We start from the raw sequence: 25,910 nt of genomic DNA, 5'->3' as shown, positions 1-25,910 counted from the left end.
AGACGTTAAATTGCACTTATTTTTGTCCTATACTAATTTTTACGATTCCTTGAAATAACGAACTAGCTGCTCCCCTAACTGCACTAAGGCTTCTTGATTGACTTCATAATAAACGAACTTTTTGATCGCCTTATTTGTTAATAGTCCTGCCGCCTTCATCACTTTGAGATGTGTAGACACGGTACTTGGCGCCATTCCCAGCATTCCCGCCAGATATTGAGTGGTTGCAGGCGCTCCCCACAATATCTTTGCTATTTTCAGTCTCGTATCATCACCCAGAGCCTTGAATATTTTGCATAGTTCCTTCCCCTGCTGCCCTACATATTTCGAATCCATTAAATTCAAATTATAGTAAATCACCAGCGATTCGTCAAAGGTGTCTATCAGTAACTCTTCTCCTGAAAAGGTGGATGGGAAAACATGAACTTTTTTCACATGATCCAAGTCTATCATATAGGGAACATCCTTTTGAATAAAGATTGTTCCTTTCGATACCTTTATGCTGCTGTGTACATTGGCGATATATTGCGTTACATCGCCCAAAAGGCCGCATTCGTAATTTGCAGAATCGATTGTCTTATCCAGGCTCAGTTCTATGTCACGCCAAACAGACTGAAAAACATCGTTCCAATAGATTGTCAGCAAATCTCGCAAATCGTCCTTCAATTCTTTTATATTTTTAATAAATATCCTCACGTCTTTCTGGGCGATGTATTGTCCTATTGTCTTGATATCTTTTGATGACATCGTATCTGGGTTTTCAAGCCATCGAACCGCATCACTGCGTTCGTATCCCAAAGCCGGCATGCCCAGGAAGATATTCAAGTAAGTGACCAGATCGATCTTGTCGTATTCTTTCATTGCCGCCTCAAAAGTCAGATAGGTCTCGCCAGTCTCTTCGTAATGCATACAAGATATGTAGGTTGCGATATCCATGATCAGAAGCCATCCTGCATAGCTTTCTCCGTACTTCCATAAGCTATATTTGACACCTGGATCCAGGTTATCTAATTTCTCTTCCAGGTTTTTTAAACTGTGAAGTTTTTCACTCTTTTCGGCATATAAGCTGTGCAGGCTTGCAATCGTTTCTACAAGTTCCGATTTGTGAAAAATAACGGTTCGCACCCCGTCGTAAAAACTGTTTTTGATCTTAGCTGAAATCATAATAACCTCTCCCTTTTACTTTTATCCTTAAAATCCCGCCGATATTTACCAGGCGTTTCCTTATAATGCAGTTTAAAAGCTCTGATGTAGTAACTCTGACTGGCAAATCCACAGCGTTTTGCAACCTGTTCTAATGGCAGATCAGTCGTTTTCAATAATTTGACACTTTGATTCAATCTAATCATATTCAGGTACTGCGAAAAGGTCATGGATGTTTCTTTTTTGAATAGAGAAGACAAATAGGAAGTGTTGACATGAACCTGATCTGCTATTCCTTTTAACTCGATATCATCTGCATAGTGTTCTTCCAGATACAAAATCGTCTCTTCAATGACATGGGACGATCCTTTGTATTGCGGATGGCGATCGTCATCATCTGTCATAAACGCGGCAATTTTCCTGCATATATCGTGAACTTTCTCGGCCGTTGCCGCACCCTTAAGTTCACTTAACAGGGTTTCATAACCTTCTGTAAAGACATAATTTTGCAGCGTCTGCTTTGGTAAAGAAGCAATGTAGTCTGACAGGTACACTTTGATCAGATTTAATTTCCCCCCGTTTGCGATATAGGCATGTTGAAAGATAATATCCATCGCTGCCACGGCACTTGACAAGTCTCGCTTTTGAAGGGACTGCAGCAGGTCATCGATAGCCGCATCTCCTGAGGGCTGACTGTTCTCCATCAAATTATGGGCGAAGATACAATCACAAAACACCTCATAGATGCACGAAACTTCCAAAGTAGTCCTGATCGGGTTTGCTTCAATGATTTCGAGAAGCTCATTGATGTGAGTCCTATAATCCGGCAGATTTTCAAAAATATGTTTCAGAGCATTTTCTCGATTTTTTCCCATTATGATTGGTCCTGCAATCATGGTTCCCTTCAGAGAATTTTCTATCTTCACCGGATATGCAATTTGCGTCAGTCTGGATGCGCACATGAAGACATATGGTTCGTTGAGACTTTCTGCTGTTGCAATGGCATCCTTCAGGTTCTCATTGCATTGATTGTTTCGAATATCATGGGCCAGAAACATGGTGCAAATTTTAAGTTCCGGCCGGCATTCCCATAAAATATTCATATTGTTATCATATAGCGTAACAGGAACATTTGCAGTATAAGCAAAGGCTTTCATTTCTCTTAAAAGCCTCTGTTCTCTAATATCATTATGATTGCCTTGGGGTCTATATCCAGTCATGACAGCCTCATTCTTAACATGTCTATAATTCGTTATTAGGCAAAATATCGAATAAGATTTATATTTCTAGTCTATCACAAAAAAAGTGCTCCTGCAATTATCAATCTCTCAGAGAAGCAATCCAGGTTTCGATTGCTTCTGCCAATATGAATTGCTGCTTTAAAACAGCCATGCCTGTTTCTGGGATTTCCGTCAGCCCTTCTTTTCTGTTGATGTTTTCTTCGATATATGATTTTAACGTTTTAACGTTATCCTCAATATGATCCAGGCACGTCCCTTGCTCCTCTGGAGGCAGGCTGGTCAGATTGACGATGACAGCGTTAAAGTCCAAAAAAATACGAATAGGCTTGGATGCGATTTCCAGCATCAGTCGCTGAAATTCTTTATCCCCGGCATCTGTCAATGAATAGACGGCCTTCTCTGCCATCTTTCCTTCTTTGATATCACTTTTGATGTATCCCTTGCCCTCCAGTTGAATCACCTTCTTGTAAATCGAAGGGGTACTGATCTTCACCCACTTAGAGATATTTCGATATTCCACCAATTTTTGAATGTCATATGCACTCAAAGCTTCTTTTTTCAATATTCCCAGCACAATCAAATCAATCGTTGCCATCACAGCCTCCTTTTTCCCTCTTGACATCTACTATAATTTATAGTAGTATATGCCACATGATTCCGTTACTATAAACTATAGTAATATAAATTACACCTCATGTCAATAGGAAGGAGTTTTACTATGAATGAACAAAAGAAAAAAATGGAGTTGCTGGGCAGTGCCCCCATATCAAAGGCTTTGCTGGCAATGGGAGTGCCAACCATGATCGGAATGCTTGTCAACGCACTATATAATCTGGCTGACACTTACTTTGTGGGGGGATTAGGTACCGATCAAATGGGAGCAGTCACCGTAGCCTTCCCCCTGGGGCAGGTTATCGTAGGATTAGGACTATTATTTGGGAACGGCGCTGCAGCTTATCTTTCCAGGCTCCTTGGACGCGGAGATCACGAGACTGCGGACAAAGCAGCCAGCACTGCCATTTACTGCAGTATTGTCGTTGGAGCCATCATCATTCTCGGTTCCATTATCTTTTTAAATCCCATCCTGAAGGGGATCGGTGCCATAAACAGCGTCATGCCTTATGCCACCGCTTATACGCGCATCTATATCATTTTCTCTATTTTTAATGTCTTCAATGTTACTATGAATAATATCGTCTCCAGTGAAGGCGCCGCGAAAACAGCCATGTGCGCATTGATGACAGGCGCAATATTAAACGTACTGCTGGACCCGTTGTTTATCTATGTGCTGGACTTCGGTGTAGCTGGTGCAGCCATTGCCACTGCTATCTCACAGATTGTTTCCACCATAATCTATATCATTTATATTCTGCGAAAGAAAAGCATTTTCAGCTTTCACATCAAAGAGTGCTGTTTTTCAAGAGAAATCATGTCTGAAATACTAAAAATCGGAATCCCTACACTGCTCTTTCAGCTTTTAACCAGTCTTTCCATCAGTATGATCAACGATGCAGCAAAAGAATTCGGCAGTTCTGCTCTAGCCGCCATGGGACCCGTGACAAAGATCATGTCTATGGGTACTCTGATCGTGTTTGGATTTTTAAAAGGATTTCAGCCCATCGCCGGTTTCAGCTATGGCGCAAAAAAAATCGACCGCCTGCAGGAAGCGATCAAAACTTCGATATTGTGGTCAACAGCGTTTTGCGTAATCTACGGTCTCCTCGCAGCAGTCTTCTCCAAAGAAATCATGTCCATGTTTACAGAAGAAGACCGGGAGATGATCGCCATCGGCTCTGCTGCCCTGCGTGCAAATGGCCTTTCTTTCATTCTGTTCGGCTTCTACACGGTCTATTCTTTCCTCTTCCTCGTCATGGGAAAGGCAAAGGAAGGCTGTATTCTAGGAGCCTGCAGACAGGGAATCTGTTTTGTGCCTGTCATCCTCATCTTACCGGTGTTCTGGAGTCTGAACGGCGTTCTGTACGCCCAGCCTGTCGCTGACGTGCTCACTGCTGCGGTAACTGCGCTGATGGCGACGCGGCTTCATAAAGAACTGCACCCAGCCAGGACAAGTTCTCATGAGTAAAACGGCGCTTTTGTCAAAAAATCACTCCTGTAACGCCGGATTCTTTCATCAGATTGGTCAAATCTCATACATTGTATTCACAATACCTAGCTATGCGATTTATATTTTTACCTTGTTTAGCCTCATATTATACATTTTTTACATGAAAACAGGCGAAAAACGGCGTCCAACCGCTTTTTTTCAGTATTTGCGCCGTTTCGTTCCGTTTTGTAATTCTTTTAAAGTTGCCTTTCTAAATTTGCTAAATGATAAGGCAAAACAAAGAGCTGTCAGTACTAATCATCAGTATTGACAGCTCTAAAAAATCTTTTAAATTAATCTTCTTCGCCGTAGAGTTCTTCCAATCAGACTTCGCCAAGGCTCGTCTTCTCGGGAACTCCTGACGGGGGCCTGCCAGTAATTCTCTTTCGCTCTCAAAATGCTTGCAGCATTTGATCGCTCAGACAATTATATTAGTCCTCCTTCATCACAGCGCCTTTGCTGGACGGTGCAACCATCTTGGAATATCTGTACAACCAGCCGCTCTTCACGTTCGGCTCGCGAGGTACATAAGTCTCGCGTCTCTTTGCAAATTCTTCGTCAGAAACCTTGGCGTTGATCTTTGCCCCTGGGATATCGATTTCGATGATATCTCCCTCCTGGAGCAAGCCGATGTTTCCGCCGCTGGCGGCTTCTGGGCAGACGTGCCCGATGGAGGCTCCACGGCTGGCGCCGCTGAAACGTCCGTCTGTAATCAGGGCAACAGTCTTGTCGAGCTGCATCCCTGCCAAAGCACTGGTCGGGTTGAGCATCTCTCTCATGCCGGGACCACCCTTCGGTCCTTCGTAGCGAATGACAACGACGTCTCCATCTACAATCTTTCCTTTGTAGATGGCGTCAATGGCGTCTTCCTCGCAATCGAAGACTCTTGCTGGACCAGTGTGAGTCAACATCTCAGGAGCTACTGCGCTTCTCTTGACGACACAGCCCTCCTGGGCGATGTTCCCCCACATGATGGCAAGGCCGCCTGTTTCGCTGTAAGGATCTTCAACGCTTCTGATGGCGCCGGAATCTTTGATATATTTTCCCTCGATATTTTCGCCTACAGTTCTGCCGTTAGCCGTAATCAAGGATGTGTCGATCAGTCCTTTTTTGGATAGCTCCGCGATGACTGCCTGCACACCGCCTGCGTTGTTCAGGTCGTGCATGTGGGTGCCGCCTGCTGGTGCCAGATGACACAGGTTCGGCGTCTTCGCGCTCATCTCGTTGAACAGCTCCAGATTCAGTTCCACGCCAGCTTCGTGGGCGATAGCGAGGAGGTGCAATACACTGTTGGAGGAGCATCCCAAAGCCATATCACAGGCAAGGGCATTTCTGATGGATTTTTCGTTGATGATGTCTCTGGCTTTGATGTCCTTTTCCACCAGATTCATGATGGCCATGCCTGCGTGCTTTGCAAGCATGATTCTGCCGCTATGTACCGCCGGAATCGTTCCGTTTCCAGGAAGTCCGATACCGATGGCCTCACAGAGACAGTTCATGCTGTTGGCGGTATACATGCCGGAGCAGGAGCCGCAGCCCGGGCAAGTGTTCTGCTCAAATTCTTCCAGACCGGCATCGTCGATGATCTCTGCTTTACGTGCGCCGACTGCTTCGAACATCTTCGAAAGAGATGTCTCTACGCCGTCAACCAGGCCGCTCATCATCGGTCCGCCAGAGCATACAACCGTCGGGATGTTCAGTCTCACTGCCCCCATCACCATGCCCGGCACAATCTTATCACAGTTAGGAACCAATACCAGTCCATCAAATTGATGAGCCATGGCCATGGTTTCCACGCTGTCTGCAATCAGCTCTCTGCTCGCCAGAGAATATTTCATGCCGATATGGCCCATGGCGATGCCGTCACAGACACCGATGGCTGGAACCATGATCGGCGTGCCGCCTGCCATCCTGACGCCAGCCTTGACGGCTTCTGTAATCTTGTCCAGATTGATATGGCCCGGCACGATTTCACTGTGGGCCGATACGACACCGATCAGCGGTCTTTCTAATTCTTCCTTTGTGTAACCCATAGCATAAAAAAGGCTACGCATCGGAGCCTTTTCTATACCTTTGGTTACGTTATCACTTCGTTTTGACATAATAACATAAACCTCTTCTTATTAATTTCAAACTATTTCTTTAACCAACTCATCATATCTCTCAGTTCCTGTCCAACCTTGCAGAGAAGATGTGCAGCTTCTTTCTTTCTGGTAGCAAGGAATCTTGCTTTTCCGCCTGCGTTGAATTCCTGAACGAATTCGCTGGCAAACGTGCCATCCTGGATTTCTTCCAGAACCTTCTTCATTTCTTTTCTGGTATCTTCTGTGATGATTCTGGTACCAGTTCTATAATCGCCGTATTCAGCAGTGTTGGAGATGGAGTATCTCATCTTGTCGAAACCACCTGTGTTGATCAGGTCTACGATCAGCTTCATCTCGTGGATACATTCGAAGTATGCCATTTCCGGTTCATATCCTGCTTCCACCAATGTGTCAAAGCCGGCTTTCATCAGTTCTGTTACGCCGCCGCAGAGAACTGCCTGTTCGCCGAACAAATCTGTTTCTGTCTCTTCTTTAAATGTCGTCTCCAGGATACCTGCTCTGCCAGCGCCGATACCGGAAGCATAGGCAAGCGCATAATCCTTTGCTTTGCCGGATGCATCCTGATAAACTGCGATCAGAGAAGGAACGCCTTTTCCTTCAACATACTGGCTTCTAACTGTATGACCAGGTCCCTTTGGCGCAACCATGATGACATCGATGTCTTTCTGCGGCTGGATCTGCTGATAATGGATGTTGAAGCCGTGGGCAAACATCAATACGTTGCCTTCCTTCATGTGCTTCTCTACCTGTTCTTTGTAAATCTTTGCCTGCAGTTCGTCCGGTGTCAGCATCATTACCAGATCGCCGGCTTCCGCTGCTTCTTCGATGCCCATAACTTTGAGACCAGCCGCTTCAGCCTTTGCAGCATGTGCGGAACCTGGTCTGAGTCCGACGACAACGTTGACGCCGCTTTCGTGAAGGTTCATGGCATGAGCATGGCCCTGGCTTCCAAATCCAAGAATGGCAACGGTCTTACCGTCCAATAATCCTAAATTACAATCCTGGTCATAATACTTCTTAATCATTTTTATCAATCTCCTTTTTAATAAATAATCGTTATAAAAAACGCGGAAATGACGGAATCAAAGATTCCTATTTCCACATGTCGCCCACAAGGGGGCGACTCTTCGCAAGGTACGTTCTTTGCCTTTTCGCCCCAGCTTTAGCTGGCTCGAGCGAAACGGACAGCGAAAGGCGCGTTAGCGACTGGAGGAGTGAGCAAAGCGAACGATGAAACATACAGAAATCTGTCCTTCGGACGATATTTCCTATGTTATAAGTAATCGTTTTTGTTTTTTACGACTTTGCTTTCGATTCCTGTAATACCCGTTCTGCACACCTCAGAAATCTCATAGTCTTTTATGACATCCATGAAGCCGTCAATTTTTTCAGGTGTTCCAGTCAATTCGATAATCATGCTGTCCGTAGAAAGATCCACAATTTTGCCTCTGTAGACGTCGACAATATCCTTGATCGTCGACAGTTCAGCTGGCGTAGCATTGACCTTCAGCAGCAGTAATTCTCGGTAAAGGCTGTTTTCTCTGTTCAATATGTAGATACTCTTTACGACTTCCAGCTTTTCTGTCTGGGTGATAATCTGCTGCATGGACTGCTCTGTCGCGTTAAAAACGATGGTGATCCTTGAAAGCGTGGGATCATTGGTAGCCGATACAGTCAGAGAATCAATATTGAAACCTCTTCTTCCAAAGAGACTGACTACTCTCGTCAGTACATTTGCCTGGTTAAGGACAAGAACGCTGACGATTTCTTTTTTCAGTGGTTTATACATGCTTCGCGTCCTCCTTCCTAATCGATAATCATATCTTCGACGGTCTTTCCTCCCGGAATCATCGGAAGTACCCGTTCTTCTCTCGAGATCAGACAGTCAATCCAGACTGGTCCATCGGACTGCAGCGCTTTTTCCATCGCCGCCTCAAACTGCTCCACGGTTTCTGCTCTGTAGCCTTTTGCGCCAAAAGCTTCTGCCAGCTTGACAAAATCGGTCTTTCTCTCAGGCGTTGTATTGGAATACCTGTTCTCATAAAATATAGTCTGCCATTGGTAAACCATTCCCAGAACTCGGTTGTTCATAATAACTGTGATGACCGGCAGGTTCTCACTGACCGCAGTACAAGCCTCATTGAGATTCATATGAAAAGAGCCGTCACCTGTGATATGAATGACTCTGTCCTTGGGACATCCCATTTGTGCGCCAATGGCCGCACCGTAGCCGAATCCCATGGTGCCCAGGCCTCCGCTGGTAATGAACTTCTTGGCTTTGTTATGTTTGAGATATTGGGCTGCCCACATTTGGTGTTGTCCAACATCAGTAACATAAATCGTATCTTCATCGGTCATATCACAAATGGTAGATAGGACTTCCTGTGGATGAAGTTTGCAATCCGGCGACTTGACAATCCGCTCTTTCTTCTTCCAGCCCACAACACGTTCATGCCATTCTGTGTGATTCTGTTCCTCTATATATGGCAGCGCCCTGGTAATGAATTCCTTGATATCACCGACACAGCACTTGTCAACCATGACGTTCTTGTTGATTTCGCTGCGGTCTATGTCGATCTGTACGATCTTTGCCCGCTTTGCAAATTTATCTGGATTCAGTGCGACTCTGTCGCTGAATCTAGCGCCAAATGCGATGACCAAATCAGCCTGGTCGATGGCTCTGTTGGCGGCTACGCTGCCATGCATGCCGATCAGACCCAGGTTAAGGTCACTGTCGTATCCTACAACGCCTGCTGCCATCAAAGTATAGGTGGCTGGAATGTCCGCCTTCTCCAGCAATGCAGTCAGTTCCTTACAGGAGTCCGATGCTACGACGCCTCCTCCGATATAAGCGACCGGCTTCTCTGCAGCATTAATCAGCTTAACGATTGCCGCGATGTCGTCTCGCTCCATGACGGGGCGTGGTTTCAGTTCTAACGGCGGTTTTGATGTATATTCAATGCTCGCGGAAGTTACGTCCTTGGTAATGTCCACGAGGACAGGACCCTTTCTCCCGCTATTTGCAATCTTAAACGCCTCTCTGAGGGCCGGTTCAAGATCTTCTATTCTATTTACAAAGTAATTGTGCTTTGTAATCGGCAGTGTGACTCCCGTGATACAAATTTCCTGAAACGTATCGCGACCGATCAGGGAATCAGGCACGTTGGCCGTAATAGCGACCATTGGAATGCTATCCATGAATGCCGTCGCGATACCGGTTACCAGATTGGTAGCACCTGGACCGCTGGTAGAAAAGACCACGCCGGTTTTCCCCGTGGCTCTTGCGTACCCGTCGGCAGCATGTGCAGCACCCTGTTCATGCGCAGTGAGAACATGCTTAATCCTATCGCTGTATTTGTATAGTTCGTCATAGATATTCAGAGCCGTTCCTCCTGGATATCCAAAGACAGTGTCAACGCCATGATCAAGCAATACTTCTGCCACTACTTGTGATCCTGTCATTTTCATACTCTCTCTCCTTTTCTCTAGCATTAAACGGGCTAACCTCCGTAGCCCATATATCTATTATAGTCTTCGCACTATAAAAGTCAACTCTTTTTGTTATTTGTTCACAAAAAAATGCACCAATAATTAAGATTGAACACAAATTTAGGTTGACATCGAGCTCTTCTTCATTTATATTATTATCATAGCATAAATTTAAAAAGTTGCAATGACGGGAATAAATTATATGCAAAGGTTTTACAGAGAGCGGCCGATTGGTGGAAGATCGCAAACCTTTATATAATGTCTCACCCCTGAGCGACTAAAACGAGAGGGCATATAATTAGATTATGTCAAAAAGAGTGGTACCGCGGAAGCAATCAATAAGAATTGTGTTTTCGTCTCTTTAGTGATTTAGTAAAAATCGCCGAAGAGACGATTTTCTTGTCACTCAAAATGATCATTATATGAAATGCGGAGGTTACAGCAATGAAAAATTACGACAAGTACAGGGTAGGTTATTTTAATCCCCCTATGGCTGAAATGGAATGGCCAAAGAAAAATCACATCGAAAAAGCGCCCAGATGGTGCAGCGTAGATCTGCGCGACGGTAATCAGGCGCTGATTGTACCCATGAGTTTAGAAGAAAAGTTGGAATTCTTTCAATTCCTGGTTTTCATAGGATTTAAAGAAATTGAAGTCGGCTTTCCAGCCGCGTCAGAAACAGAATACGAATTCTTAAGAAGATTAATCGAAGACGACATGATTCCTGACGATGTAACCGTTCAGGTTTTGACACAGTCGAGAAAACACATCATAGATAAAACATTTGAGTCACTGAAAGGTGCTAAGCGAGCAGTCGTACATTTATACAACTCCACTTCTTTTGCGCAGAGACAGCAGGTGTTCAGAGCCTCTGAAGAAGAAATCATCCAGATTGCAAAAGACGGCGCTATATTAATGAAGGAATATGCTCAGAAATTTCCTGAGACACAGTTCCAATTTGAATATTCCCCAGAAAGCTTCACTGGAACAGAGATGGAATTTGCAAAAGATATATGTAACGAAGTAATAGATATCTGGCAGCCGACGCCTGATAACAAGGTGATCATCAACTTGCCGGCTACCGTAGAGATGTCCATGCCCCATGTCTTCGCAAATCAAATCGAATACATGTGTAAGCATCTTCATAGCAGAGAGAACGTCGTCGTTTCCCTCCATCCTCATAACGACAGAGGCACCGGCGTGGCCGATGCAGAGTTAGGACTTTTGGCCGGCGGCGACAGAATTGAAGGAACCCTCTTTGGAAACGGTGAAAGAACGGGAAACGTCGACATTGTGACTTTAGCCATGAATATGTTCACCCACGGCGTCGATCCTGAGCTGGACTTTACCAATATGCCGCAGGCTGTTGAGATATACGAAAAATATACCGGTATGAAGGTCAATCCTCGTCAGCCTTATGCGGGCGACCTGGTATTTGCAGCATTCTCCGGTTCTCATCAGGACGCTATCGCCAAGGGTATGAAATGGAGAGAAGAGATGGATCCGTCCAGATGGACCGTGCCTTATCTCCCGATCGACCCTCACGATGTGGGCAGAGAATATGAAGGCGACGTCATCAGGATTAACAGTCAGTCCGGCAAGGGCGGCATCGCATACATCATTGAACGCGACTATGGGTACGTGATTCCAAAGGCCATGAGAGCAGAAGTAGGATATATGATGAAGGATATTTCCGATAAGCGTCATGAGGAGCTTTCCCCTGCCGAAATCTTTACGGCCTTTGAAGAAGAGTATATCAACGATTTTACTCCAATCGATATCACTGAAGCTATGTTCAGCCATTTTTCTTCGACAAAATCGGAAGAAGCCAACAGCGTGGGCGTGAGAATGAGAGTAGTCATCGACGGAGAACCCTTCAATCTGGAGGCGGAAGGAAACGGACGTCTTGACGCAGTCAGCAACGCCCTGAAAAAGACGCAGTACCACTTTGACTATAAATTCATCACCTATTCAGAGCACGCTATCGGTTCTGACTCCAACTCCAAGGCCGCCGCTTATGTCTGCATCGCTGACAAAGCCGGTAACCAGTACTGGGGTATCGGAACCCATGCCGACATCATCCTGGCATCAGTCAATGCTCTCGTCAGCGCACTGAACAGAATGAACAAAAAAATACATTTCGTAAAATAGAAAATAAGAAGAAGTTTCCTGCAATTTGTTTCCCAAATTGAGGGGGCTTCATTAGGAGGTAAAAAATTATGGGAATGACAATGACACAAAAGATTTTGGCCGCACACGCCGGCCTTGATAATGTAGTGCCCGGACAATTAATCACTGCCAAAGTGGATATGCTTCTTGCCAACGACATTTCCGGCTCCGTATCCGTCAACGTATTTGACGATGCAGGCTTTGAGGAAGTCTTTGACAAGAGCAAAATCGCGCTAGTCATGGATCACTTTACACCCAATAAAGATATTAAAAGTGCAGAACAGTGTGTAACATGCAGAACTTTTGCAAAGAGATTTGATATCGACCATTATTATGATGTGGGAACCATGGGCATTGAACACGCTCTCCTGCCAGAGAAAGGCCTGGTAGCAGCCGGGGAAATCATCGTAGGCGCAGATTCTCACACCTGCACCTATGGTGCCTTAGGCGCTTTCTCCACAGGCGTAGGTTCTACTGATCTGGCTGCCTCAATGGCTACAGGACAGACCTGGTTCAAAGTGCCAAGCGCCCTGAAGTTTAACCTTACGGGAGAATTGCAAGAGGATGTCAGTGGTAAGGACGTGATTCTCCACATTATCGGCATGATCGGTGTAGACGGTGCTCTTTACAAATCCATGGAGTTCACTGGACCCGGCGTCGCTTCCCTGTCCATAGATGACAGATTCACAATCTGCAACATGGCTATCGAGGCTGGCGGCAAAAACGGCATCTTCCCGGTAGACAAGACTACGAAAGATTACATGGAAGGCCGGGTAGACAGAGAGTATACCATCTATGAAGCTGATTCAGACGCAGAATACGATCAGGTTTACGATATTGATCTCAGTACTCTCAAACCGACTGTCGCCTTCCCACATCTGCCAGGAAACAGCAGAACCATAGACAAGGTCGGCGATGTACCTATTCAGCAGTCGGTTATCGGCTCCTGCACCAACGGACGGCTTTCTGACATGCGAATTGCGGCAGAGATTCTAAAAGGTCAAAAAGTTCATCCCGATGTCAGGTGCATTATCGTCCCTGCAACCCAGCAGATTTATAAGGAATGCATCAAACTTGGCTACCTGGAAACCTTCATCGACGCAGGCTGTGTCGTTTCAACACCTACGTGCGGCCCATGCATGGGCGGCCATATGGGTATCCTGGCCGAAGGCGAACGTTGCGTTTCCACCACCAACAGAAATTTTGTAGGCAGAATGGGACATACTAAATCGGAAATATATCTGGCCAGCCCTGCGGTAGCGGCAGCCTCTGCAATCGCTGGAAAAATTGTGGCACCTGAAAGGAGAGTTTAACCATGGACGCAAAAGGAACAGTACATAAATACGGAAATAACGTTGATACAGACGTCATTATTCCGGCAAGATATCTCAATATTCATGACCCTGAAGAATTGGCCAGCCACTGTATGGAAGACATCGACGCTGACTTTGTAAACAAGGTGAAAACAGGAGACATCGTCGTCGCAGGCGAAAATTTCGGCTGCGGCTCCTCCAGAGAACACGCGCCGGCAACTCTAAAAACCTGTGGTGTAAGCTGCGTCATTGCAACTACCTTTGCCAGAATCTTCTACAGAAACTCCATCAATATCGGTCTGCCCATTTTAGAATGTGCAGAGGCCAGCCAAAGCATTGAAAACGGAGATACAGTAGAAGTCGATTTCAACACTGGAATCATCACCAATGTTACTAAAAAAGAAACCTACCAGGCTCTGCCCTTCCCTGATTTCATCAAAGACATGATTGCAAAAGGCGGCCTGCTGAACAGTATTAAATAGTCAGCCGTCACCGCCTGACAGAAAAAAGACAAGCAAATGGAGGAAGATATGAATTACGATATAGCCGTAGTCAAAGGCGATGGGATCGGTCCGGAAGTGGTGACCGAAGCCATTAAAGTCCTCGACAAGATCGGCGAAAAATACGGACACACCTTTCACTACAATTACGTACTGGCCGGCGGCGCTGCCATCGATGCAACAGGCAAATGCCTGCCGACGGATACAGTAGATATCTGCAAAGGCAGCCATGCAGTTCTGCTTGGTGCAGTAGGCGGTCCCAAATGGGATGACCTTCCAGGCGACGAAAGACCGGAGAGAGCCCTTCTCGGTCTCAGAAAGGCCTTGGGACTCTTCGCAAATCTGAGACCTGCTATGGTCTTTGACGAACTTGCCGACGCCTCCCCTCTCAAGCCAGAGATTATAGACGGAGGTCTTGATATCGTCGTCGTCAGAGAGCTGACCGGCGGCATCTACTTTGGCGAAAAAGGCACAAAAAAAACGGACATGGGACCTGCTGCCTACGATATTGAGCAGTATTCGGAAGGTGAAGTTAAAAGAATTGCCGCAGTCGCCTTTGACATGGCCATGAAGCGAAATAAGAAAGTGACCAGCGTGGATAAGGCCAACGTTTTAGAAAGTTCAAGACTCTGGAGAAGAGTTGTTGCAGAAGTCGGGAAAAACTATCCTGAAGTAGAATTGGAAAACCTCTATGTAGACAACGCTGCCATGCAGCTTGTGAGAAATCCAAAGCAGTTTGACGTCTTAGTGACCAGCAATATCTTCGGCGATATTCTGTCCGATGAGGCAAGCCAGATTACCGGCTCCATCGGTATGCTGCCTTCTGCCAGCTTAGCAACTGGTAACTTCGGAATGTATGAACCAGTCCACGGCTCTGCTCCAGATATTGCGGGACAAAATCTGGCAAACCCTATCGCCACAATTCTTTCCGTGGCCATGATGCTGCGATATACTTTCGAATTATCTCAAGAAGCAGACGATATCGAAGAGGCCGTCAAAAAGTTCTTAGCCGCAGGCTACAGAACACCTGACATCTGCGCCGGAAAAGAATCTATCGGTACGAAAGAAACCGGTGATAAAATCGCTTCATTAATCTAATGAGGAAAAAAAGACTTTGCTCCGTAACCGGCGGCAAAGTCTTTTTATATTGCATATTTACATCATTCAGTAGACACCTGTCAAGAAAAACCTTCTGCCAACATTCCACTCCTAGTTAACATAAAAGTCAATTTTCGGGCAAAATATACCTTAAGAATTATTAAGAAAAAAGTCCCCTCTATCTATTGATTTTTACTTTTTTTTTGCTATTATTATATAGGTAATCTTTATTTAAGTATTTGAAAGGGAATGGGAAAAAATGAGAGTAAAAACGCAAGCAAGAAAAACACATGGTAAGAAATATTTGATCTTTATCTTAGTCTTACTGATACTGGTAAGTCTATTTTTTATAAATTTTATGAAAAAGAACAGCTCCGCCGACTACAGTTCAAAGACAATTAATACCAATTTGTCGGCGATTTCCACTTTCGATTACTCAAAAGTGACCACAGTGGAATCAAAGATCAAAAAACTTGAGACAACAGAAGCCAGGGGAACTTTTGATGTCACGAAAAGACTGACAAAAGCGCAATACAGAAAAATCTTTGGCACCAGCGTCATTCTCGGCGATTCCATCACAGAAGGTCTGGTGGATTATGGTTATCTTGGCAGTGATCAGGTTTTCTGTAAAATCGGCGCGTCGATCATTTCAGGAGACGATTTATTCTCATCTGCCGCAAATACCTACCCTAAGTTTGCCTTTATGTCTTTCGGTATGAACGATATGGGAAACTACTCCGGAAACGCAGATTTGTTTATCGAAAAATATACAAAGTTAATCAAAGAATTCAAAAAAACTTCTCCAGACACGAGAATTTTAATCAACGGAATTACCCCGCCATCTAAGGACGCCATTGCAAAGAATACAATTTTATCAAACTACAAAAAATTCAACAATGGGCTGAAAGAGATGTGCAAGGACTTAAAATTAACTTATATTGACAATAGTTATATCATTGAAGATCATCCAAACTATTATGCAGGAGACGGAATTCACGTTGTATCCGAATTCTACCCACTCTGGATGAATAACATGATATTGAAAGCGGGGTTATGATGACAAAGAAAATAGTTTTCGTCGTTGTTTTGGTCGGATTCCTTGCAATGGTTTACGCTGATGGAAATGCAAAGGACCTGCCTATGGAGGATATAGAGAACCAGTTAAAAGAAAAAACAAATATAGAGAAAATGGCCAAATGCGATAACCGCAACCTGATGCAGTTTTTCGGACTTGACTACGAACAGTACGAATCACATATCTTTTATAAAGGAAAAGAAGCGCTCAGCGTCGAAGAAGTACTGGTTGTAAAAGCACACAGCAAGGACGACCTGACATCAGTAAAAGATGCGGTCGACGCTAGAATCGCTTCACAGATTAAGACCTTTGAAGGTTATGGACCAGAACAGGTGGCGATGCTGAAAAACGCCATTGTAACGACAAAAGGCAACTATCTGTTCTACTGTGTCAGCAAAACTCCGGAAAAGTATGAGGAGGTGTTCAAAGATGCTATTTAGCAGCATTGTATTCCTCTTCTACTTTCTGCCTATCGTGTTGCTAGCTTATTTCGTCGTACCGAAAAAAGCAAAGAATATCGTGCTCCTCATCGCCAGCATTTTTTTCTACAGCTGGGGAGAGCCTGTTTATGTATTTTTAATGATTTTCAGCGCCATATTTAACTATTTTATGGCCATCGATATTGGAAGAGCGAAAGTCCATCAGAGTTCAGGTAAATCGACTCTTATATTTACAGTAGTCGTAAACCTTTTCATTCTTTCCTTTTTCAAATATTACGGATTCCTGATGGATACCGTCAATGGAATTCTCGGTACAGATATCAAATACACCGCTTTAGCGCTGCCCATTGGTATCTCCTTCTATACCTTCCAGGCTCTTTCCTACATCTTTGATGTATACAGAGGAAATGTAAAAGTGCAGGTAAACCCTTTAAAGTTTACGCTCTACCTTTCTCTGTTTCCGCAGCTCATTGCCGGTCCTATCGTAAAATACAAGGACATCGCAGAGCAGTTGGATGAAAGGCATGTAACCTTAGAAAAATTTGGTGACGGCACCATGCGGTTCCTTCTCGGCCTCGGCAAAAAAGTCATTCTGGCCAATAATCTGGGAGCGATTTATACGCAGATTATGGCCGTATCGGACAGTCAGGTTTCCGTGCTGACCTACTGGATTGGCATTATCGCTTACACTTTACAGATTTACTTTGATTTCAGCGGCTACTCCGATATGGCTATCGGTCTTGGAAGGATGTTTGGTTTTGAATTTATGGAGAATTTCAACTATCCTTATATTTCAAAGACCATCACGGAATTTTGGCGCAGGTGGCATATGTCTCTTTCCACCTGGTTTAGAGAGTACGTTTACATTCCGTTGGGTGGTAATCGTGTTTCCGTGCACAGGCATATCATCAATCTTTTGGTCGTGTGGTCGCTGACAGGGCTTTGGCACGGCGCCAGCTGGAATTTCGTCGTCTGGGGACTGTATTACGGCGTACTTCTGATCTTGGAAAAGTACCTGATTGGAAAATATATAGAAAAAGCCCCGACCTGGGCACAGCATCTTTATGCCATGATTATCGTCATGATCGGCTGGGTTTTCTTCAGCAGTACAGATCTTTCAGCAGCCTTAGAATACCTGAAGGTCTTGTTCTGCATGGGCGGCGTACCTTTTGCCAACACCTATACGCTCTATTTGCTGAGAACGAATTTGATTCTGCTTGCCATCGGATGCCTGACGTCTACGCCGGAGCCGATGAAGCAGTTCAATATTTTGTGCAAAAAGAATGCAGTGATTGCTATTATAATGATTTTGTTAGTACTGGTTTTGGCTACAGCTTATCTGATTTTCAGCAGCTACAACCCATTCCTGTACTTTAGATTCTAAGGAGAGGAGGAATTACAAATGAACAAAAAAGCGATGTCGTCTATTCTGGGATTATGCTTCATTGTACTCCTCGCAGTGACCTTCATCATTAATATCTTTACGCCGGACAAAGGCTTTTCTGAGGAAGAAAACCGGGTATTGCAAGAGAAACCTGAATTCTCTCTTTCAAATTATATGGAAGGCCGTTACGAGAGCAAATTAGAGACTTACGTCAACGATCAATTCCTGCTGCGCAATGCCTTTATTAAAATCAAGGCGACCGCTGACGTCACAGCCGGAAAGCTGGAGTCTAACGGAGTCTATCGCTGTAAAGATAATTACTTGATGGAAGAATTGACAGTTCCGAGCGATAAATTGCTGGAGAACACCCTCTCCAGTCTGAAACAATTTAAAAGGCAATACAAAAAACTAGACGCCTTTTTTCTGCTGGCTCCCAATGCAGGAAATATCTTAGAAGAGAAGCTGCCTAATTTTACAAGGCTCAACGATCAAGATCAGTCCATGGATAAATTTTTCAAGGAGATCAAGCGTTACGGTTACACACCGATCGACGTGCGGGATACTTTTGCAAAACACACGGAAGATACACAAATTTACTATAGAACAGACCATCACTGGACCACCGACGGCGCCTATTTAGCTTATAAGCAGGCAGTTAAAAAGATGAAGCTGACAGACGAGGTGACCTACAAACCTTACGTAGTAAAGAATGATTTCCGCGGCACACTGGCTTCAAAGAGCGGCTTTGTCAACGGTGTCAACGACGCAATCAAAATCTACATGCCGTATAAAGATAAGGACTATAACAACTCTGTCATCTACTATGCGGATACAAAGACAAAGACCACGGAATTTTATCAGCTGGATAATTTGGATACCAAAGACGCCTACACTGTTTTTGGCGGCAGCAACCACCCGATGTATACCATCAAAACACCGACCAAATCATCGAAGAGACTGCTTCTGGTCAAGGATTCTTATGCCAACAGCTTTATACCTTTCCTGGCACAGAGCTACAGAGAAATTGTCGTAGTGGACCCTAGATATTTCTTCGATAATATCGATGATATTATCAAAGCGGAGGAAATCACAGAAGTGATGTTCCTCTACAATGCAAATACGTTCTTCAACGACAATTCCCTCGAAATGATGCTCAGCTCATAATATTCTGTCCAAAGAGCCAAGGCGATTTGCGTGACAGAATTTATGCTGGCGTTCCCCAGCCTATGGCTGGCTTGGAACGCGTCGTATAAGATGCCCATGCAAAACGCACACCTCATATCACGAAGTGTGCGTTTTCTTTATGACTATTGTTTCTCATAGAGGCAGTCGATGACCCCGTTCTTCGCCACATTCTTTACAAGGTGCAGCTTGATTTCTTTGTTCTTGTCGTTAAATAATCTCTCGCCGCCGCCGAGAATGATCGGGTGAATGGTCAGATGATATTCGTCTACCATGTTCTCTCTGATGACCTGGTTAGCGATATCAGAACCGCCATAGATCCAGATATCCTTACCCTCTTCCTGTAATAACTTCTGTAAGAAAGTACTCATTCTTGTGTTGACAAATTTAATCGCTTCCGTATCCTCATCCGGCAAATGGGTGATGACATAGGTGGTCATATCCTTGTATGGCCAGTTGTCAGCACCCTCCTTGTCCATGATTTTCTTGTAAGTATTTTTTCCCATGATGACGGTGTCTACGATAGAGAGAAAACCACTCTTACCGTAATCGCCCTGGTAAAACTCACTTTCACCATTACGCCAATTGGTACGGCCGTCTTTGTCTGTAATATATCCATCAAGGCTTACCGCCATATACAAGATTACTTTCCGCTTCATATTTTTTCCTCCATTTTATTTATACTGTTTAGTATTGTACTCCATAAATAAAATTTCGTCAATATGAATATTAATGCATTGCAGAAAATTATCCTTCCTGAAAGATTTCCATGGCGGCGATGCAGTCGAAGGCGTTTGCCCCGATTTGTATGATGGATTAGATGTGATTTGCTCAGCGGCTTTATTTTACTGTTCTTTCAGCAGCCTCCACCAGGTGTTTCATTAAAAGCGTGGTGGTTACGCTGCCTACACCGCCGGGAACTGGCGTAGCTGCAGCGGCAATCTTGCTGACAGCCTCAAAATCTACGTCTCCCAGCATTTTACCTTCTTCGTTGAAGTTAATCCCTACATCGATGATTACTTGTCCAGGGCTGACCATATCCGCCGTCAGGGTACCGACATGACCCGCTGCCGCGATAACGATATCCGCTCCCCGGCAGAGATCCTTCAAATCTGCTTCTGCTGTCTTCGTATGGCAGATCGTAATGGTGGCGTTCTCTTTAAGAAGCATCATGGCCACTGGCTTTCCAATCACCATGCTTCTGCCGATTACCACTATTTTTTTCCCTTTTATTTCAATATGATTATATTTGAGAATTTCGATGCAGGCTTCCGCCGTGCAGGGAGCAAAACCTGTTGTTTCGCCAAGAAACAAGCGAGAGAGAGAAGCGTCAGAAATACAGTCCAGATCTTTTTCCGGACAAAGCGTGTTTCTGACTGCGTCTGCATCAATTGATTCGGGAAGCGGCTGCAGGAGTAAAATTCCATGAATTTTCTCATCATTGTTAATTGCTTTGATGACTTCAATCAAATCTCTCTGATCGATATCGGCAGGACAGATAAACTTTTCTGGTTGAAGCCCCAGCGTCTTCGCCTTCTTTACCGCCCCATTTTCATAGGCGATATCACTAGGATTTTCACCAACTCTGACGATGGCAAGTGTCGGTACGATCCCGCGTTCATACAGGGCCGGCATCCTGTTCAAAATTCCTTGATTGATAGCATCTGCAACGATTTTTCCTTTTAATACTTTTTCCATAGTGTTCCTTTCTAGTCTATTTTCTCAGCTGGTGGAATACGGAGGCGAAAACTTCATCTGCTTTCACAGTATATTCGCAGAGCATTTCATCTGCTTCACTGTTGATTTTCTCTGCTAACTGCCGGTCCTTCATGGACTTCGTATTGATAAAGACGTTGAGACTGGCGCCCTGTAATGCGGACTTACAGAAAATGACGCCCACTCCCGCATCACTGACGGCCAGACGACTGCCCTTCGCCGCAAATTCAGCCTGCAGGTCGATGACCTCACAACATTTGCGCATGATTTCCAGAGGCACTTCTGCTGCCTCCCTCAGAACCACTGCCATGACCCCCTCTTTCTTCGCTTTTTCCGCCTCGGTTTCTTTGGGCATGCCGTAGGCTTTTGACAAAGGCTCAAATACTTCTGCATCCTTTTCTACCAGGGTTAAAAGCTCCATCTGCAGTTTAGAGGCCTTCTCCATCAAGACTTTGATGTCCGACTCTACCTCGGCATACTTTTTCTTACCCAAGGTCAACTGGCCGACCATACTGCCCAAGGCAGTACCTAAAGCGCCTGCCAGGGCAGATGCGCCGCCGCCGCCGGGAACAGGCGCTTTGCTCGCTAAAACCTCTGTAAACTCTTTGCAGCTCATATCTGTAAAATTCATTTGCATTCACCTTCCTATGTTTGATACTCTATTTTATCTTTTTTCTATAGGAAAGTCAATGAGCACAAAACGCCAGCAGTCTGTATTTAAATATAAACGAAGTAAAGAGCTGAAGCGCTTGCTCCAACTCCTTACTCCGTTTATATGAGACCGAAATTATCAGGTAACTTCATGATTACTGTAGCTTCTCTATCTCGTCTATATATTCTTGAATCAACTCCATGGCTTTCTGGATATCGTCCATGGAACAGCAATAGGAGATTCTGATATAATCAACCCACTGTTTTCCAAAGGACTCTCCTGAAGCCGTGGCAACGCCTTTCTTGTTCAGCAGACCCAGACAGAAGTCAGCTCCGCTCTGTCCCGTTTTGCTGACGTCTATGAATACATAGAAAGCGCCCTGCGGTTCATAAAAGGACAGCTTTTCAATTTTGTCAAGAGCGCCGATAATGTACTCTCTTCTTTTCCTGTACTCGTCCACCATGACCTTCGTCTCCGGAAGTTCCTGTTTATACGCCGCGATGGAGCCCTGCTGGGCAAAGGATGTAGGACAGATGGCCAGATGCTCGTGAATATTCTGCAGCGTGCCGATAATGCCCGCATCACCCAGTATATAGCCGACTCGCCATCCTGTCATAGAGAAGGTCTTCGAGGTAGAATTGACCACCAGGGTCCGTTCTTTCATTCCCGGCAGTGTTGCAATGCTCTTGAACTCACCGTCGAATACGAAGTGGTCGTAACATTCGTCTGACACCACGATCAGGTCGTGCTTTATGGCGAAGTCAGCAACTGCCTGCATCTCTTCATCGCTCATCACATATCCGGTCGGATTGTTGGGAGAATTGATCAGCAATATTTTGGTCTTATCTGTAATTCTCGCTTCGAATTCGGCAATATCGTACCTGATATCTCCGTCCTTTAAGACTGGCACCTCAACGTATTTTGCGTCTGCAGAAACCACCTGATATACGTAGGAACCGTAGTAGGGACTTGGAATCATCACCTCTTCGTCGTGATCCAATAATCCGCTCCAAACCAGATGAATCGCTTCACTTGCGCCGACCGTAATCAGCAGTTCACTTTCAGGATCGTACTCCAATCCGTATTTTCTCTGTGTCCAATCGGTAATGGCTTCTTTTAGTTCGAAAATCCCGCCAGGAGGCGCATACTGCACAACGCCTTCCTCAATGGCTTGAATTCCCGCCTTTTTAATGGCCTTAGGAGTGTCAAAGTCAGGTTTGCCGATCTCCATATGTATAATTTTCTGTCCGCTTCTTTCCAGTTTTGTCGAGATGTCGTAGATTGCAAACAATCCTTTATCCCCTGAAAAGACGTCCATTTTGGAACTTAAATATTCGTTCATTTCTGCCTCCTGTTAATGTTCGTGTCTTTCGTTGCGTTCTCTTCTCATGACTAGCCTACGAGAAGGAATATGTAGTGAGCGGAAACGCCTGCGCATAGTCCGGCGATGGTGTGAGAAATCAAAGCGGATGGAATCAACTCTCTTCTGCCCAGGGCGTCCATCATAGAAACGTGTGTGCTCAGATAACCTGACCAGCACATACCCATTGCAGTAAATACTGCGATTTCATTTGCTCCCACGAGGCCGCTTGTAACCATCTGCGGAATCATGCCGATGGCTGCGCCTACAGCACCCAGTGAAGTGATGGGAACTACGATATTGCTTCCATCCTGGAAGCCGAATAATACTTTCGTGACCGGTGAAATCAGATCCCCCAGCTTAGGGAGAACTTCAATTCCCTCATATGCAGCGCCCGTATACGCAGCTACGCCGTCTTCTCCTGTTCCCGGACCAAAGGTCAAAATCATGACCAATGTGCAGATACAGATAACGCCCGGTGTCGTTGCGAAGCAGATCTGCCACCCCAGCTTGCCGCCTTCAAGAAGACAGTCCATTACTCTGCTGAAGAGACCTTTTTTCTTGACTTCTTCGGACTTTGATGTGTTCTCCGTAGGTTCTGCAGGAGAATCAAACTCCTCCATTTCCAGCATTTCTTCCCAGACGCCTTCTTTCACATAGTGTCTCTTGGTAAAGAACTGCATCAATCTTGTCGATATGATACTTCCTATGACGCATCCGCCAAGTCCTGCGGCCACTGCCGGGAGGAACTCCGTTCCAAGGCCCAGCATGAAAGTGCAGACAATCATACCCATACCGAAGGCCGTACCTAGGTTGCACAGGGCAGGCGTCTGATATTTCTTAAAGTACTTGCGAGTCTTCGCATCCTGCGATAACGCCAGTATTGCCGGATTATCCGAAAGGAAGGTGGTTACGATACCCAAGGAAGCTGCGCCTGGCATGTTGTACAGCGGTTTCATGATCGGGTTAATCAGCCATTGGGCCAGGCCAACAACTCCGAATTCAGTCAGCAGGGCAGAAACAGCACCCATGATGACGCAGATGGCGCAGATGTAAAGAACGGTTTCAATCAGAACACTGTACGCTGTATTCAGCAAAGTCTTAAACATAGGTCCAATGCCCATGACCGAAGCCATATAAGCGATGGCTCCAATTAATATGATCAGGAAGATAAACGTTCCTATTCCAAACTCTTTTTCACGTTTTTCAGGTATTCTGCCTGTATTGTTTTCCATGATTTCCTCCAAAATTATCAAAATATCTGCGGCGTCTATTTAAAATCAATGTCCCAAGGCTGCATGGCTCCGCCTTCATCAGCAGGTCTGCAGTTTTCTGCATAGATTGCCAGCAGGCCGGTTTTCACCTTTGGTTCAGGGCAGACCCAGTTCTTTCTGCGTTCTGCGATGATTTCTTCCGGAACTTCCAGGTTGATGGTACCTTTCACCGTATCCACAGTAATGATATCCCCCTCTTCAATCAGTGCAATCAAGCCGCCTTTTGCAGCTTCCGGTGTCACATGTCCGACGATAGCGCCGTAGTTGAAGCCCGAGAATCTGGCATCGGAAATGAGTCCTACGCTCTTGTCTAGGCCCTTTGCAAGAAGAGCATCCGTAGATGACATGAGTTCGGTCATACCTGGAGCGCCTACGCAGCCTTCATAACGGATGACGATTACGTCTCCCGGTTTGATTTCTCCGCGCTCAATGGCGTCCCAGGATTCCATGTCACTGCTGAATACTTTCGCCTTGCCCGAAAACTGCTTCATCTCAGCAGGAACCCCTGTCGGACGAACGATGGAGCCTGTCGGTGATAAGTTGCCTTTCAGGATCTTCAGTCCCGGTTCGTCGAACAGCGGGTTATCAAGAGTTCTGATAATATCTGAGCTCTTAGCCTCTATATTTGCAAGAAGGTCTTTCCATGTACGTCCATCCATGGTCGGCACGTCTGTGTAGATTTCCTTTTCGATCATCTTCATTACTGTCAATGGACCGCCAGCGTAGTGGAAATCAACTACGGTATAAGGGCCGCTTGGAATTACCCCGGTAATGCAAGGAATCTTATCTGCATAGTGGTCAAAGTCGTCTAAAGTGATTTTGATGCCCAGCTCGTTGGCAATGGCAATCAGGTGTAATACGATATTCGTCGATGCGGCAGTGGCCATGGCGAATGCGATAGCGTTCATGAAGGTCTCCCTGGTCATGAGAACAGAAGGCTTGCGATCTTCGATGGTCATCTTTACAATGGCTCTGCCGGCTTCTCTGCACTTTCTCAGCTTCAGATTGTCAATAGATGGAATGGTTCCTGTTCCCGGCCATACCAGGTTCAGAATTTCTCCTGTCATCTGCATGGTATTTGCAGTTCCCATGGAAGGACATGCACCAAAGGACGGGCAGACGCACTCTTCCATTTCACTCAGGACCTCTTCATCATCGACGCTGAGGGCAGCGACGTCAAGCTGTGCCTGTACCATCTTTTCTCCTTTGTAAAGGCCGGCTGTCATGGAACCGCCTGTCACGCACAGTGCAGGTAAATCCAATCTGGCCATTGCCAGATAACATCCCGCGATGATATTGTCACAAGATGCAACAGTAACCAGACCGTCAAAATTGTGGACTTTGGCTACAAATTCGATGGAAGCCGCTACGATATCTCTTGCCGCCTGTTCGTACTTCAGCTCAGGGGCTCCGTTTGCTACGTTTCCACAAGTCGCAGGTACACCGAACTCCACAGGAATTCCACCGGCTTCCCAGATTCCCTGCTTGATCTTCTCTGTCAGAGTGCGCAGGTGCGCTGTTCCCGGCGAACCTTCCATAAAGGTGTTGGCTACGCCGATGTGAGGTTTATTTCTAATATCACAATCGCAATATCCTGCTCCTTTCATCATCGTACGTCTGTGAACTGCTTTTTTTCCGTTCCAATAGCTTCTTGTAGTATCCATT

The 25,910-nt window shown here is 45.3% G+C and carries 22 protein-coding genes; 9 read left to right on the top strand and 13 right to left on the bottom strand.

The genetic code is table 11. From position 1 onward, the window contains the following. Nucleotides 1–39: 39 nt before the first annotated feature. From BN6539_RS17550 to BN6539_RS17540, 3 genes are all read right to left on the bottom strand, one after another. Complete coding sequence (locus tag BN6539_RS17550) at nt 40–1,164, bottom strand: ArsR/SmtB family transcription factor (RefSeq protein ID WP_067541384.1); 1,125 nt, start codon at nt 1,162–1,164, stop codon at nt 40–42. Next, on the bottom strand, nt 1,161–2,363 hold the full coding sequence (locus BN6539_RS17545) for a helix-turn-helix domain-containing protein (protein ID WP_067541382.1): 1,203 nt from the start codon (nt 2,361–2,363) through the stop codon (nt 1,161–1,163). Before BN6539_RS17545 ends, BN6539_RS17550 begins: the two co-directional genes overlap by 4 nt. Before the next feature lie 100 nt (nt 2,364–2,463). Next, a complete protein-coding gene (locus BN6539_RS17540) occupies nt 2,464–2,979 on the bottom strand; it encodes a PadR family transcriptional regulator (RefSeq protein ID WP_067541380.1) in 516 nt (171 codons plus the stop codon). Between the two features lie 123 nt (nt 2,980–3,102). Between BN6539_RS17540 and BN6539_RS17535 the strand changes: the two genes are divergently transcribed. Beyond that, the gene (locus tag BN6539_RS17535) at nt 3,103–4,467 is read left to right on the top strand and encodes an MATE family efflux transporter (RefSeq protein WP_067541378.1); all 1,365 of its coding nucleotides are present in this window, start codon (nt 3,103–3,105) and stop codon (nt 4,465–4,467) included. A gap of 452 nt (nt 4,468–4,919) precedes the next feature. Here BN6539_RS17535 and ilvD (BN6539_RS17525) read toward each other — a convergent pair whose 3' ends face one another. The 4 genes from ilvD (BN6539_RS17525) to ilvB form a co-directional block, all read right to left on the bottom strand. Next, entirely contained in the window at nt 4,920–6,590 is a 1,671-nt protein-coding gene (gene ilvD / locus BN6539_RS17525; protein ID WP_067541374.1) for a dihydroxy-acid dehydratase, read from the bottom strand. Between the two features lie 32 nt (nt 6,591–6,622). Further along, the gene (ilvC, locus tag BN6539_RS17520) at nt 6,623–7,618 is read right to left on the bottom strand and encodes a ketol-acid reductoisomerase (protein WP_067541371.1); all 996 of its coding nucleotides are present in this window, start codon (nt 7,616–7,618) and stop codon (nt 6,623–6,625) included. 248 nt (nt 7,619–7,866) lie between these two features. Then, nucleotides 7,867–8,382, bottom strand: a complete 516-nt coding sequence (gene ilvN / locus BN6539_RS17515; RefSeq protein WP_067541369.1) for an acetolactate synthase small subunit — start codon at nt 8,380–8,382, stop codon at nt 7,867–7,869. A gap of 17 nt (nt 8,383–8,399) precedes the next feature. After that, nucleotides 8,400–10,061 (bottom strand): biosynthetic-type acetolactate synthase large subunit, encoded by a 1,662-nt coding sequence (ilvB, locus tag BN6539_RS17510; RefSeq protein ID WP_067541367.1) that lies wholly within the window; start codon nt 10,059–10,061, stop codon nt 8,400–8,402. Nucleotides 10,062–10,526: 465 nt separating this feature from the next. Here ilvB and BN6539_RS17505 point away from each other — a divergent pair, with 465 nt between their 5' ends. The 8 genes from BN6539_RS17505 to BN6539_RS17470 all read left to right on the top strand — a co-directional run bounded on the left by BN6539_RS17505 (nt 10,527) and on the right by BN6539_RS17470 (nt 19,225). Beyond that, complete coding sequence (locus BN6539_RS17505; RefSeq protein WP_067541365.1) at nt 10,527–12,233, top strand: 2-isopropylmalate synthase; 1,707 nt, start codon at nt 10,527–10,529, stop codon at nt 12,231–12,233. Nucleotides 12,234–12,301: 68 nt separating this feature from the next. Then, nucleotides 12,302–13,564: a 3-isopropylmalate dehydratase large subunit gene (leuC, locus tag BN6539_RS17500; protein WP_067541363.1), complete on the top strand. Its 1,263-nt coding sequence runs from the start codon at nt 12,302–12,304 to the stop codon at nt 13,562–13,564. Nucleotides 13,565–13,566: 2 nt separating this feature from the next. Then, complete coding sequence (leuD, locus tag BN6539_RS17495; protein ID WP_067541361.1) at nt 13,567–14,046, top strand: 3-isopropylmalate dehydratase small subunit; 480 nt, start codon at nt 13,567–13,569, stop codon at nt 14,044–14,046. A 48-nt stretch (nt 14,047–14,094) separates the two neighbouring features. Continuing rightward, the gene (gene leuB / locus BN6539_RS17490) at nt 14,095–15,162 is read left to right on the top strand and encodes a 3-isopropylmalate dehydrogenase (RefSeq protein WP_067541359.1); all 1,068 of its coding nucleotides are present in this window, start codon (nt 14,095–14,097) and stop codon (nt 15,160–15,162) included. 358 nt (nt 15,163–15,520) lie between these two features. Beyond that, nucleotides 15,521–16,219: a GDSL-type esterase/lipase family protein gene (locus BN6539_RS17485; protein ID WP_182435495.1), complete on the top strand. Its 699-nt coding sequence runs from the start codon at nt 15,521–15,523 to the stop codon at nt 16,217–16,219. Continuing rightward, nucleotides 16,216–16,677: a DUF4358 domain-containing protein gene (locus BN6539_RS17480; RefSeq protein WP_082907595.1), complete on the top strand. Its 462-nt coding sequence runs from the start codon at nt 16,216–16,218 to the stop codon at nt 16,675–16,677. Before BN6539_RS17485 ends, BN6539_RS17480 begins: the two co-directional genes overlap by 4 nt. After that, a complete protein-coding gene (locus tag BN6539_RS17475; RefSeq protein WP_067541353.1) occupies nt 16,667–18,061 on the top strand; it encodes an MBOAT family O-acyltransferase in 1,395 nt (464 codons plus the stop codon). Before BN6539_RS17480 ends, BN6539_RS17475 begins: the two co-directional genes overlap by 11 nt. 18 nt (nt 18,062–18,079) lie before the next feature. Then, a complete protein-coding gene (locus BN6539_RS17470; RefSeq protein WP_082907594.1) occupies nt 18,080–19,225 on the top strand; it encodes a DHHW family protein in 1,146 nt (381 codons plus the stop codon). A gap of 143 nt (nt 19,226–19,368) precedes the next feature. Here BN6539_RS17470 and BN6539_RS17465 read toward each other — a convergent pair whose 3' ends face one another. The 6 genes from BN6539_RS17465 to ilvD (BN6539_RS17440) form a co-directional block, all read right to left on the bottom strand. Beyond that, nucleotides 19,369–19,902 carry a dihydrofolate reductase family protein gene (locus BN6539_RS17465; RefSeq protein WP_067541351.1) on the bottom strand — a complete coding sequence of 178 codons (534 nt, stop codon included), beginning with the start codon at nt 19,900–19,902 and terminating at the stop codon, nt 19,369–19,371. Between the two features lie 181 nt (nt 19,903–20,083). After that, nucleotides 20,084–20,941, bottom strand: a complete 858-nt coding sequence (locus BN6539_RS17460) for a bifunctional 5,10-methylenetetrahydrofolate dehydrogenase/5,10-methenyltetrahydrofolate cyclohydrolase (RefSeq protein ID WP_067541350.1) — start codon at nt 20,939–20,941, stop codon at nt 20,084–20,086. Between the two features lie 16 nt (nt 20,942–20,957). After that, a complete protein-coding gene (locus BN6539_RS17455; protein ID WP_067541348.1) occupies nt 20,958–21,590 on the bottom strand; it encodes a cyclodeaminase/cyclohydrolase family protein in 633 nt (210 codons plus the stop codon). Between the two features lie 175 nt (nt 21,591–21,765). Then, entirely contained in the window at nt 21,766–22,953 is a 1,188-nt protein-coding gene (locus BN6539_RS17450; RefSeq protein ID WP_067541346.1) for a pyridoxal phosphate-dependent aminotransferase, read from the bottom strand. 50 nt (nt 22,954–23,003) lie between these two features. Next, a complete protein-coding gene (locus BN6539_RS17445) occupies nt 23,004–24,206 on the bottom strand; it encodes a CD0519/CD1768 family membrane protein (protein ID WP_067541344.1) in 1,203 nt (400 codons plus the stop codon). Between the two features lie 35 nt (nt 24,207–24,241). Then, nucleotides 24,242–25,909 (bottom strand): dihydroxy-acid dehydratase, encoded by a 1,668-nt coding sequence (gene ilvD / locus BN6539_RS17440; RefSeq protein ID WP_067541342.1) that lies wholly within the window; start codon nt 25,907–25,909, stop codon nt 24,242–24,244. Nucleotide 25,910: the final 1 nt, after the last annotated feature.

Source organism: Emergencia timonensis (assembly GCF_900086585.1).
GTDB classification, from domain to species: domain Bacteria; phylum Bacillota; class Clostridia; order Peptostreptococcales; family Anaerovoracaceae; genus Senimuribacter; species Senimuribacter timonensis.
Note: the sequence above shows the minus strand (reverse complement) of the source record. Positions and strands in the feature narration are given on the sequence as shown.

Excerpts from the sequence above, each read along its gene's own strand:
- BN6539_RS17550 (WP_067541384.1), bottom strand. The coding sequence starts at position 1,164 with ATGATTTCAGCTAAGATCAAAAACAGTTTTTACGACGGGGTGCGAACC.
- BN6539_RS17545 (WP_067541382.1), bottom strand. The coding sequence starts at position 2,363 with ATGACTGGATATAGACCCCAAGGCAATCATAATGATATTAGAGAACAG.
- BN6539_RS17540 (WP_067541380.1), bottom strand. The coding sequence starts at position 2,979 with ATGGCAACGATTGATTTGATTGTGCTGGGAATATTGAAAAAAGAAGCT.
- BN6539_RS17535 (WP_067541378.1), top strand. The coding sequence starts at position 3,103 with ATGAATGAACAAAAGAAAAAAATGGAGTTGCTGGGCAGTGCCCCCATA.
- ilvD (WP_067541374.1), bottom strand. The coding sequence starts at position 6,590 with ATGTCAAAACGAAGTGATAACGTAACCAAAGGTATAGAAAAGGCTCCG.
- ilvC (WP_067541371.1), bottom strand. The coding sequence starts at position 7,618 with ATGATTAAGAAGTATTATGACCAGGATTGTAATTTAGGATTATTGGAC.
- ilvN (WP_067541369.1), bottom strand. The coding sequence starts at position 8,382 with ATGTATAAACCACTGAAAAAAGAAATCGTCAGCGTTCTTGTCCTTAAC.
- ilvB (WP_067541367.1), bottom strand. The coding sequence starts at position 10,061 with ATGAAAATGACAGGATCACAAGTAGTGGCAGAAGTATTGCTTGATCAT.
- BN6539_RS17505 (WP_067541365.1), top strand. The coding sequence starts at position 10,527 with ATGAAAAATTACGACAAGTACAGGGTAGGTTATTTTAATCCCCCTATG.
- leuC (WP_067541363.1), top strand. The coding sequence starts at position 12,302 with ATGGGAATGACAATGACACAAAAGATTTTGGCCGCACACGCCGGCCTT.
- leuD (WP_067541361.1), top strand. The coding sequence starts at position 13,567 with ATGGACGCAAAAGGAACAGTACATAAATACGGAAATAACGTTGATACA.
- leuB (WP_067541359.1), top strand. The coding sequence starts at position 14,095 with ATGAATTACGATATAGCCGTAGTCAAAGGCGATGGGATCGGTCCGGAA.
- BN6539_RS17485 (WP_182435495.1), top strand. The coding sequence starts at position 15,521 with ATGAAAAAGAACAGCTCCGCCGACTACAGTTCAAAGACAATTAATACC.
- BN6539_RS17480 (WP_082907595.1), top strand. The coding sequence starts at position 16,216 with ATGATGACAAAGAAAATAGTTTTCGTCGTTGTTTTGGTCGGATTCCTT.
- BN6539_RS17475 (WP_067541353.1), top strand. The coding sequence starts at position 16,667 with ATGCTATTTAGCAGCATTGTATTCCTCTTCTACTTTCTGCCTATCGTG.
- BN6539_RS17470 (WP_082907594.1), top strand. The coding sequence starts at position 18,080 with ATGAACAAAAAAGCGATGTCGTCTATTCTGGGATTATGCTTCATTGTA.
- BN6539_RS17465 (WP_067541351.1), bottom strand. The coding sequence starts at position 19,902 with ATGAAGCGGAAAGTAATCTTGTATATGGCGGTAAGCCTTGATGGATAT.
- BN6539_RS17460 (WP_067541350.1), bottom strand. The coding sequence starts at position 20,941 with ATGGAAAAAGTATTAAAAGGAAAAATCGTTGCAGATGCTATCAATCAA.
- BN6539_RS17455 (WP_067541348.1), bottom strand. The coding sequence starts at position 21,590 with ATGAATTTTACAGATATGAGCTGCAAAGAGTTTACAGAGGTTTTAGCG.
- BN6539_RS17450 (WP_067541346.1), bottom strand. The coding sequence starts at position 22,953 with ATGAACGAATATTTAAGTTCCAAAATGGACGTCTTTTCAGGGGATAAA.
- BN6539_RS17445 (WP_067541344.1), bottom strand. The coding sequence starts at position 24,206 with ATGGAAAACAATACAGGCAGAATACCTGAAAAACGTGAAAAAGAGTTT.
- ilvD (WP_067541342.1), bottom strand. The coding sequence starts at position 25,909 with ATGGATACTACAAGAAGCTATTGGAACGGAAAAAAAGCAGTTCACAGA.